The sequence below is a fragment of the Bergeyella zoohelcum ATCC 43767 genome (genome assembly GCF_000301075.1).
GTDB classification, from domain to species: domain Bacteria; phylum Bacteroidota; class Bacteroidia; order Flavobacteriales; family Weeksellaceae; genus Bergeyella; species Bergeyella zoohelcum.
This window is the reverse complement of record NZ_JH932293.1, coordinates 510,907-521,084: the sequence shown is the minus strand read 5'-3', so window position 1 is coordinate 521,084 and position 10,178 is coordinate 510,907. Positions and strand designations below refer to the sequence as shown.

The window sequence follows — 10,178 nt, the reverse complement described above, 5'->3', positions numbered from 1 at the left end:
GATAAAGTTTTCTAATACGCAAAAAGATTTTTATGACCCTAGCGGGGTCAAATGTGATTTGAAAAACAAAAATCAAAGCATCATCTCAATATTTTCACTAAATTCACAGCCTTAAATCACTTCATCATAACCCCGAATACTATGATAGGATACATCAAAAAAACAATTGCCAAAATTTGGGCAAAAAATCATGTAAAAAAATCATATCAACATAAACAAAATGCTGCTGAAGATCAAGAAAAACTGCTTTTAGAACTGGTAAACAAAGCCAATAAAACCCTCTTCGGAAGAGAAAGAAATTTTGAAAGCATCCAATCTATACAAGATTTTCAAAGGCAAGTTCCCATTTCGGATTATGAAGACCTAAGACCCTATATAGAACGCATAAAAAAAGGACAAGCCCATATTCTCTACCCTGATACCCCAACCTATTTTGCCAAAACCTCAGGAACCACTTCGGGAGCGAAGTATATTCCGCTGACAAGTGAAGGAATGGATGACCAAGTAAAAGCCGCCCAAAGTGCCTTGTTTCACTATATCGCTCAAAAAAATAATGCCGATTTCGTGAACGGTAAAATGATTTTTCTCCAAGGAAGTCCTGCCTTAGAAGACCTCTTCGGAATTAAAGTGGGGCGTCTTTCGGGAATCGTTGCTCATCATATTCCTCAGTACCTGCAAAAAAACAGACTACCTTCATGGGAAACCAATACCATTGAAGACTGGGAAACCAAACTAGATGCCATCATACAAGAAACAGAACATGAGAATATGACCCTTATTTCGGGCATTCCACCTTGGCTCATCATGTATTTCGAAAAACTAAGAGACAAGCACGGTAAAAGCATCAAAGAAATTTTCCCTCGGCTACAAATCATTGTTACAGGTGGGGTCAACTATGAACCCTACCGCGAAAAAATGAATGAACTATTAGGAAAACCTGTGGATGTCATTCAAACTTTCCCCGCCAGTGAAGGATTTTTTGCCTTTCAAGATGACTGTACCCAAGAGGGGCTACAGCTACTCACCCACCATGGTATTTTCTATGAATTTGTTCCTTTAGAAGAAATAGGAAAAGAAAATCCCCGTAGATATACTCTTTCTGAAATAGAACTCTACAAAGATTATGCACTCATTATTACCACCAATAGTGGGCTTTGGGCATATTCTATAGGTGATGTGGTTCAGTTTATTTCAAAAAATCCATACCGAATTTTAGTTACTGGAAGAACGAAACACTTTACTTCAGCATTTGGAGAACATGTCATTGGCCATGAGGCGGAAACTTCTATGAAAAATACTTTGAAAGCCTTTCCAGAAGTCATGGTAAGAGAATATCATCTCGCACCGCAGGTCAATCCTAATGAGGGACTTCCCTACCACGAATGGCTGATAGAATTTGATACGGCTCCCGAAAATGTCCTCGCTTTTGAAGAACAATTAGACGCTGAAATGTGTGCCAAAAATATTTATTACAAAGATTTAAGAGAGGGCAACATCCTCAGAAGATTAAAAATTACCATTTTAAAAAGCAATTCTTTCATAGATTTTGCTAAATCCACAGGGAAATTAGGGGGACAAAATAAACTTCCAAGGTTGGCAAATGATAGAAGCATCGCGAACGAACTTGAAAAATTCAAATTAAATCACTAAGGAATTTTTCAGAAAAAAAGTGTGAATTTAAAGAAAATATGTACTTTTGGTAAAAATTAAATTACATGAAAACAAAATATACCATTTTTAGCGGTTTCCTTTCAGTTGCTTTAGCTTTATCATCTTGTAGCGTAACTACTAAATATACCGCTACTCCCAATCAACCTAAAAATTTTTCCCAACTGAACTCTGGAAAGCGTTATAAGTTTACTCTGGAAAACAATGAAAAACACAGAATGACTTTTTCTCATCTTACTCATGATAGCATAGTAGGCTATTCTACCAGAGGAAAAAAGGAACAAATTCTTTTAGCTAAAAGTGATGTAAAATCTTCTAAAGACCTTAGAAAATCAGGAGTAAGAACAGCAGGGATAGGCATCGGTATCGCAGGAGTAGCCGCTATTATCTACAGTGCTACCAGAGCTACCAAAGATGAAAAAAAATAACGCTCCCCTCCTTAAAAATAAAATCTTAATCCTTTTCTACTGCGGTACAAAAGGATTTTTTCATCCTCATTACCACACTGTTATCAAGTAACCCAACAGTTTATCTGCGTATAAAAAAACAGTACAAATTTCATTCATCTGTACTGTTTTATATACCTTAACTCAAAAGGATTAATCACCTATCTTAATGAACTTACCTTGTTTATTAAATTCTAAATCCATTCGATTAGAAAGTTCTATCTTATATTTATAAGACTCTTTATCAATTCCTACTATCTGGATCCCTTTATAATTTTGAGCTACATAGTTTCTAATAGAGACAGGAATAAGTGCTGCAGGAACAGAATATCCCTTTGTTTCTACATCATCCCAATTTCCTCTTCCATCGAATGTTATTTTCGTACCATCTTTCATTATTACTTTGTAATCTATTTTAGAAACTTCTTTGTCTCTAATAACAGTACTTACCACACCCTTACCGAAATATTTATTCACAAAGGATTGAGCGTTTTTGGGAAGTTGATTAAAACCTATAGGGCCTTCTTGTCCAAAAATTACCCCTACAAACAATGTCATTGCTGTGATTAGTATTTTTTTCATATCATAATGATTTTAAATTTACTAGGTATATAATTCACAAAGTTTATACCAATGTTCTGAAATAAAACATGATAAATTACATCTTTTCACTTTACAATTTGATTGTTCTTTACTTGCTATCTTCATAAAAAGACCACTGTTAAATAGAATGATTATAAATAAGATTTATTACATTTTCAATCTTTCTCAATCTCATTAAAATATTAATCCCTTTTAGTATTTTTGCGTGGAATAGTGTTGCTTTGAAAATACACTGACTTACAAAAATGATTTTCCATTGACTCAGTTCAATGTTTTTTAGCCCAATTCTTTAATACACTAAGAAATTGGCTCCAATTTTTGATAAAACTAAAGTCTATTATGAATCTTTACAACGATTACATTCAAGAAATTGAAGAAAGAAAACAACAGGGCTTACACCCTAAACCCATTGATGGGGCAGAATTGCTCAGCGAAATCATCGAGCAAATCAAAGATGAAAATAGTTCGCATAGAGCAGATGCCATTCACCATTTCATCTACAACACCCTTCCAGGAACTACTTCTGCAGCAGGAGTAAAAGCTCAGTTTTTGAAAGACATCGTCCTTGGAAAAGAAAATATTGCAGAAATTTCTACCGACTTCGCTTTTGAGTTATTGTCGCACATGAAAGGTGGTCCATCCATTAAAGTGTTATTGGATTTAGCCCTTGGAAACGACGAAGCGATTGCTCAAAAAGCCGCTGAAGTACTCAAAACACAAGTATTCCTTTACGATGCCGATACAGCTCGTTTGGCGGAAGCGTATAAAGCAGGAAATGCAATTGCAAAAGATATATTGAAAAGCTACGCAAAAGCAGAATTTTTTACCCAATTACCAGAAGTTCCAGAGGAAATTAAAGTGGTAACTTATATTGCCGCCGAAGGAGATATTTCTACGGATTTATTATCACCAGGAAACCAAGCCCACTCTCGTTCTGACCGTGAATTGCACGGAAAGTCCATGATTTCCCCTGAAGCTCAAGCGGAAATCGTGGCGATGAAAGCCGCACACCCTGATAAACAAGTGATGCTTATCGCTGAAAAAGGAACAATGGGGGTAGGGTCTTCGCGTATGTCGGGGGTAAACAATGTGGCTCTTTGGACAGGAAAACAGGCATCTCCGTATGTACCATTTGTAAACATCGCTCCGATTGTAGCCGGAACGAACGGTATTTCACCAATTTTCTTAACTACAGTAGATGTAACGGGAGGTATCGGAATTGACCTACAAAACTGGGTCAAGAAAACCGATGCCGATGGCAATGTGGTGCGTGATGAAAAAGGCGATATCATTCTGGAACAAGTGTACTCTGTGGAAACAGGTACTGTTTTGACCATCAATACAAAAACTAAAAAATTATACAACGGAGACCAAGAATTAAAAGATATTTCTAAGTCTTTCACACCGCAAAAATTAGAATTCATCAGAGCAGGTGGTTCGTACGCGATTGTTTTCGGTAAAAAAATCCAAACTTTCGCCGCTCAAACTTTGGGAATCCAAGCTCCTCAAGTCTTCGCTCCTGCCAAAGAAGTGGTAAAAGAAGGAGTAGGATTAACAGCTGTAGAAAAAATCTTTAATAAAAATGCAGTGGGGGTAGCACCAGGGAAAACACTTTATGCAGGTTCAGATGTTCGTGTAAAAGTAAATATCGTTGGTTCTCAAGATACTACAGGACTGATGACCGCTCAAGAGTTAGAAGCTATGGCGGCTACGGTGATTTCTCCTATCGTGGATGGAGCTTACCAATCGGGATGTCATACGGCATCGGTTTGGGACAAAAAAGCTCAGGCAAATATCCCGAAATTGATGAAGTTCATGAACGATTTTGGTGTCATTACGGCTCGTGACCCCAAAGGGGAATACCATGCAATGACGGATGTTATCCACAAAGTATTGAACGATATTACAGTGGATGAGTGGGCAATCATCATTGGGGGAGACTCGCACACGCGTATGTCTAAAGGGGTGGCCTTTGGTGCTGATTCGGGTACCGTTGCCTTAGCCTTGGCAACAGGTGAGGCTTCTATGCCAATCCCTGAATCTGTGAAAGTTACCTTCAAAGGAAGTATGAAAGAACACATGGATTTCCGTGATGTGGTTCATGCTACACAATTGCAAATGCTACAACAATTTGACGGTGAAAATGTCTTCCAAGGAAGAATCATCGAGGTACATATCGGAACTTTACTGGCAGACCAAGCCTTTACTTTCACGGATTGGACGGCCGAGATGAAAGCCAAAGCATCAATTTGTATTTCGCAAGATGATACATTGATTGAATCGTTGGAAATTGCTAAATCTCGTATCCAAATCATGATAGAGAAAGGTATGGACAACGAAAATCAAGTACTAAAAGGACTGATAGCAAAAGCCGACAAGCGTATTGCGGAAATTCGTTCGGGTGAAAAACCAGCTCTTCAACCTGATGCTGATGCAAAATATTATGCTGAAGTGGTCATTGATTTGGACTTGATTGATGAACCAATGATTGCCGATCCAGATGTAAACAACGAGGATATTTCAAAACGATATACTCACGATACTATTCGTCCGTTGTCATTTTACGGAGATAATAAAAAAGTAGATTTAGGTTTCGTAGGGTCTTGTATGGTGCATAAAGACGACTTGAAAATTGTTTCGCAAATGCTTAAAAACTTGGAGAAACAATACGGCGAAGTAAAATTCAATGCACCGCTGGTGGTTGCCGCACCTACTTACAACATCATCGATGAGCTAAAAGCCGAAGGAGATTGGGAATATCTACAAAAGTATTCAGGTTTTGAGTTCAGCGATGCGTTACCTAAACAAACGGCAAGAACAGAATACGAGAACATTATGTATCTGGAGCGTCCGGGGTGCAACCTTTGTATGGGTAACCAAGAGAAAGCCGAAAAAGGAGATACGGTAATGTCCACTTCTACGCGTTTGTTTCAAGGGCGTGTGGTAGAAGACCGTGCCGACAAAAAAGGAGAATCGCTCTTAGCATCTACACCGGTAGTGGTACTTTCAGCTATCTTAGGAAGAATCCCAACTATGGAAGAATACAAAGTAGCTGTAGAAGGAATTAACTTGACTAAGTTTCAACCGATTTCGACGAAGATATAAGGAATTGGTCTATTTATAATAAAAAGCTCCACCTTTCACAGGGTGGAGCTTTTGTATTGTAGATGCCTGAGTTTTAAAACGCTTTCAAAGCACTTTACCAAAATTTTTCAGTACTTTGGCAAAGTACTGAAAAATAGCACACTTTTGTTTTTCTATATTTTATTATCCATTTCGTGGTTGGTTTCTTTCTGAGATTGCATCGCGAGTTCTGCAGCTTGCTTTTCCAGCTCTTGCTTTTCTTTTTGAAGCTGAAGATAGGCGGCCTTCTTTTGCTTTTCTTTAATGGCACTTCCTTTACTTACATAACCCACAATGCCCCCTACAATAAGTCCTATACCTACACCTGCCAAAATCCCCATCAGATTAAGAGGTGAAAAAAAATCTTTAAGTGTTATAGATTCCTGTAAAAAATACAACAATGCTGCTAAACCTAATAAAACAGCTCCTATCAAAGTAAGATTTTTCATTTGTTTTTTATTTCTTAGTATTATAATAATTCAATGCATGTGGCATATTGGCATTGATTTTTGCTATTCTATTTTCAGGACTCGGATGAGTAGAAAGATAAGCGGGCAATCTTCCTTGTCCACTACTTGCCGCTTCCATTCTATTCCAAAAAGGCACTGCCTCTCTTGGGTCATAGCCTGCCATTGCCATAAGATATAGCCCCATTTGGTCGGCTTCTAGCTCTTGATTTCTACCGAAAGCCATCAGTCCTACACTGGCACCTATAGGGTATAATCTATTAAATATATCACTTATATTTCGGTTAGAAATACTTCCTCCTATTACGGCTCCTCCATACTGAGCGATGGTAGCCTGCGTAATTCTCTCGTTTCCATGCCCTGCAAGTGCATGAGCTACTTCGTGCCCCATCACTACGGCCAGTCCCGTTTCTGATTTAGTAACGGGTAAAATTCCTGTATATACAGCCACCTTACCACCTGGCATACACCAAGCGTTCAATTGCGAATTTTGAATTAAGGTAAACTGCCAGCTATAACCACTTAAATCTTGCTCCCTTCCTATATTTTTATAGTATCTTTCTGCCGCATTTTTTATTCTCATTCCTACATTTTTCACCATATTGGCTTCCTTAGTTCCTGTAACTACCTTTGACTGAGCAAGTGTTTTGGTATATTCTGTAGCCGCCATGGCAGACAAATCTGTATTGCCTTTCATTTGTAAAGAGCGTCTTCCCGTCATTGGATTGGTATAGCAAGCTCCCAAAATTACTACTCCTATTAATCCTGATATAATTTGGCTTAGATTTTTCATTGCTTATATTTTAGATAACGATTTATCAATTTTTATTCCATTGTGGATGTAAAATATCATAAAAATAAAAACCAGTTACAATTATATAAAAACCTTTGAAAAATGAAAACATACGCCGCATTATCCAGTTCCCTTATGTTTCTTACAATATGGTCATGTAGTTCGCAAACTCATATTTTACCACATACCCTTGAAAAAATCACAGAACAAAAACATTTTTCTTTTAAAGCTCAAAGAGCACATCCCACTAACCAAGATATAAGAGCAGTAATGAATACACACCCTACACATTCATCCGCAAGACTTTATGAACTCAATACAGAAACCTATGGTATGGATGTAAAGGAAAAAGAAATCACGGTCTATTTACCTTATTATGGACGAAGATTTGTAGCCACGATGGACCCAAATGATAATGGATTGAATTTTACTTCAAATCACTATCTATATGATAAAAAAACCACCAAGAAAGGAGGATATATCATTACCATCACGCCAAAAGATGCAAAGGCTGTTCAGAAGATTTTTATTGAAATTTCTAAAAACGGAAGTGCTTATCTTTCCGTACAAGCGAATGACAGAATTCCGATTTCCTACTCTGGATATATTACAGAAGTGAAATCAGAAACGAAATAAAATGTTAGCATCAAAAAAAACACCACTCTATTAATTCTTTAGAGTGGTGTTTTTAAATTCAATGGCTATGAAAACAAGTTATTAGTTTACACGAATTTTTGTTGTACGCTTTTCTCCCTGTGCATTTTCATACATCACGATATACACGCCAGTCCCTAGGTGTACATCTTCCTCCTTTTTAGGTGATTTTATTTCTGCTACTTTCTGCCCAGCAGCATTGATGATTTGGATACTCTTCAATTGATGATTTAAAGAAATTAATTTTCGGGTATTAGAATCAAAAATCACCTCTGATAAAGCAACTGATTTTTCGCTTTCATTCACAGATAATTGAGTAGGGGTAAAAGTAACATTATCCACTCCCATTACCTGATGCAAACCTCCAGGTATGAATTTGAAAACAATAAATTTCTTAGTACTTTGGGGTATATTCACCTGAATTCTTGACATGTAGCTTCTATCAAGTGCGTGGTCTGATATTTTTTCAAAACCTGCTATATTGGAAGGATCATCTACCAATCCCATCTCAAGACTACCTCCGAGACTAGTTCCACTTCCTGCATAGAATACCAATGTCCCATGTACAGAAACTAGCTCTGGCATTATAAGATAAACAGGCTCCGCACTATCATAACTATATGCTACAAGATATTTATTTCCTGTTCGGGTATTTCTATATATTCCTCCGTGAGGATCTGGCTTATCACACAGCCATCCATTTTGAGGCAGAGAAGCAAGAGCAAAAGATTCGAAATTTTCATTGATACTGGTCAGCTGTGCCTGTGCCAAAGCCCCGATAAGTAGGGCAAAAAATAAAATTCTTTTCATAAATTATTTAATTATTAATTGAGTAGATTTTGTAGATTTTTCATCTGTAATGATAACGATATACCCCCCCTTTGCTAGTCCTTGTACTGAATATTCATCTGTATTAGCAGAATACTCTCTTGCTATCTTACCAGAAGCATCTATAAGCTGTACCTTTCTTATATTATTGGGATTTGCTATCCTAAAAAACTCAGCAGTGGGGTTTGGAAAAACTAAAGTTTTAGTTAAATTATTAGCATTAACCAATTCAGCAGTAGAAAGTGAGCTACTATCCAAATAATTAGATGTAACACTTCTATTATATTTCCAAGTATTGATAGTAGGATGAAGGTCATAAGAATAATAACGGGTTTCTGAAACCACATTTTTATTATTCACCCACTCATGTTGCCCTAGATAATATGAATAATCTTTATACTGATAAGCATTTGAACCTAAAATATTGAGATCAAACTCATATTCTACTTTTACATTTTCTTTCCACGCACCATTGGTAAAGAGATAAGAAGTTTCCTGAATAATATTTTCATGATTCATATCATATTGATACTCTAATTTATAGTGGTTTTTCCATGCATTATTAGAGAATTTTTCCCACACAAACCCTATCTGCTTTCCAGCCGCATTATACTGATAAGTTTTTCTGTCCCTATTTTCTCCTGAAGCTGTGGTTCTGATATATTCTACCAGTTGGTCTTGAGCATTATAAGTGAAAGAATCATTAAATAGGTGAGTAAGTGAAGACCCCCAATACCACTGAATCTGGCTTACCTTTCCATTATGATAAGTAAACACATACTTTCTATCGATTTCAAAAGTATTATCATAAGGGTCATGCGTTATTCTTCTAATTTCAGTAGGCTGATGCATTGTGTTATAATCATATTCGATTTCTGTGGACAAATACAAAACGCCTTGGTCATCTGCTTCTTCTTCGGAGACTTTGATAATTCTATCATGTGCATCATAAGTCATCATCTTTTTTGCTGAAACACTCAGTGTTCCATTACTACTGACCTTATTATATAGAATCTCATTTAATCTGTTACCGTATTGTTCATACACATAGTTGGTTCGGGCTTCTTCTACTGCATATCCTTGTGTTTGATTGTATTCCTTATCCTGATGGATTAATTTTAATTTTCCTTGAGGAGACACGAAATGATGCTGCTGAGCCATAGCTCCCATACTGAACAAAACAGATAGTATTGTTATTTTCATAGGCATAAAGTTTAATAACTACAAAGATAATTTTATTTTTTATTTAGAATTAATTAAAATAAATGATTTTTATCATAAATTATGCTCTATCTTCTCCTTACTATATATGAACTCGTCTTGCTTTTTATCTTATTTAAATTCCCTGAGTTTACGATTCCAAAGTATCTTTTAGTATTTTACAAATAATCTGGAAAGATGAGATTCATTAAAATTAAACTCAACATTCTTGATAAATCTAATAGATTTATAACAAGAAAAAGAATATTATAACTTCATTTTCCTTACTTCCTAATGACTATTCTTATCCTAATAAGTAGAGACAGCTTCTATGCTTATGATTATCAAACGATTCTATAATTTACTTAAATCGTTATTAATACTTCCCTGGTTAAG

The 10,178-nt window shown here is 36.3% G+C and carries 9 protein-coding genes; 4 read left to right on the top strand and 5 right to left on the bottom strand.

Going from position 1 to position 10,178, the window contains the following annotated elements; all coding sequences use genetic code 11:
- The first annotated feature begins 141 nt into the window (after positions 1-141).
- Complete coding sequence (locus HMPREF9699_RS02305; protein ID WP_002662087.1) at positions 142-1,650, top strand: GH3 auxin-responsive promoter family protein; 1,509 nt, start codon at positions 142-144, stop codon at positions 1,648-1,650.
- A 65-nt stretch (positions 1,651-1,715) separates the two neighbouring features.
- Entirely contained in the window at positions 1,716-2,096 is a 381-nt protein-coding gene (locus HMPREF9699_RS02300; RefSeq protein WP_002662085.1) for a hypothetical protein, read from the top strand.
- Positions 2,097-2,267: 171 nt separating this feature from the next.
- Here the strand turns inward: HMPREF9699_RS02300 and HMPREF9699_RS02295 are convergent, their stop codons facing one another.
- Complete coding sequence (locus HMPREF9699_RS02295) at positions 2,268-2,696, bottom strand: PepSY-like domain-containing protein (RefSeq protein ID WP_002662084.1); 429 nt, start codon at positions 2,694-2,696, stop codon at positions 2,268-2,270.
- A 360-nt stretch (positions 2,697-3,056) separates the two neighbouring features.
- Here HMPREF9699_RS02295 and HMPREF9699_RS02290 point away from each other — a divergent pair, with 360 nt between their 5' ends.
- Positions 3,057-5,822: a bifunctional aconitate hydratase 2/2-methylisocitrate dehydratase gene (locus tag HMPREF9699_RS02290; RefSeq protein WP_002662081.1), complete on the top strand. Its 2,766-nt coding sequence runs from the start codon at positions 3,057-3,059 to the stop codon at positions 5,820-5,822.
- Between the two features lie 152 nt (positions 5,823-5,974).
- Here the strand turns inward: HMPREF9699_RS02290 and HMPREF9699_RS02285 are convergent, their stop codons facing one another.
- A complete protein-coding gene (locus HMPREF9699_RS02285) occupies positions 5,975-6,289 on the bottom strand; it encodes a hypothetical protein (protein ID WP_002662079.1) in 315 nt (104 codons plus the stop codon).
- 7 nt (positions 6,290-6,296) lie between these two features.
- Entirely contained in the window at positions 6,297-7,100 is an 804-nt protein-coding gene (locus HMPREF9699_RS02280; RefSeq protein WP_002662077.1) for a M48 family metallopeptidase, read from the bottom strand.
- Between the two features lie 102 nt (positions 7,101-7,202).
- On the opposite strand from HMPREF9699_RS02280, the gene HMPREF9699_RS02275 reads away from it, so the two are divergent.
- Complete coding sequence (locus tag HMPREF9699_RS02275) at positions 7,203-7,736, top strand: DUF4251 domain-containing protein (protein WP_002662074.1); 534 nt, start codon at positions 7,203-7,205, stop codon at positions 7,734-7,736.
- A gap of 81 nt (positions 7,737-7,817) precedes the next feature.
- Here the strand turns inward: HMPREF9699_RS02275 and HMPREF9699_RS02270 are convergent, their stop codons facing one another.
- Positions 7,818-8,564 carry a T9SS type A sorting domain-containing protein gene (locus HMPREF9699_RS02270; protein WP_002662072.1) on the bottom strand — a complete coding sequence of 249 codons (747 nt, stop codon included), beginning with the start codon at positions 8,562-8,564 and terminating at the stop codon, positions 7,818-7,820.
- 3 nt (positions 8,565-8,567) lie between these two features.
- Entirely contained in the window at positions 8,568-9,785 is a 1,218-nt protein-coding gene (locus tag HMPREF9699_RS02265; protein WP_002662070.1) for a T9SS type A sorting domain-containing protein, read from the bottom strand.
- Positions 9,786-10,178 lie beyond the last annotated feature (393 nt).

Coding starts and splice junctions, on each gene's coding strand:
- HMPREF9699_RS02305 (WP_002662087.1), top strand. CDS start 142: ATGATAGGATACATCAAAAAAACAATTGCCAAAATTTGGGCAAAAAAT.
- HMPREF9699_RS02300 (WP_002662085.1), top strand. CDS start 1,716: ATGAAAACAAAATATACCATTTTTAGCGGTTTCCTTTCAGTTGCTTTA.
- HMPREF9699_RS02295 (WP_002662084.1), bottom strand. CDS start 2,696: ATGAAAAAAATACTAATCACAGCAATGACATTGTTTGTAGGGGTAATT.
- HMPREF9699_RS02290 (WP_002662081.1), top strand. CDS start 3,057: ATGAATCTTTACAACGATTACATTCAAGAAATTGAAGAAAGAAAACAA.
- HMPREF9699_RS02285 (WP_002662079.1), bottom strand. CDS start 6,289: ATGAAAAATCTTACTTTGATAGGAGCTGTTTTATTAGGTTTAGCAGCA.
- HMPREF9699_RS02280 (WP_002662077.1), bottom strand. CDS start 7,100: ATGAAAAATCTAAGCCAAATTATATCAGGATTAATAGGAGTAGTAATT.
- HMPREF9699_RS02275 (WP_002662074.1), top strand. CDS start 7,203: ATGAAAACATACGCCGCATTATCCAGTTCCCTTATGTTTCTTACAATA.
- HMPREF9699_RS02270 (WP_002662072.1), bottom strand. CDS start 8,564: ATGAAAAGAATTTTATTTTTTGCCCTACTTATCGGGGCTTTGGCACAG.
- HMPREF9699_RS02265 (WP_002662070.1), bottom strand. CDS start 9,785: ATGAAAATAACAATACTATCTGTTTTGTTCAGTATGGGAGCTATGGCT.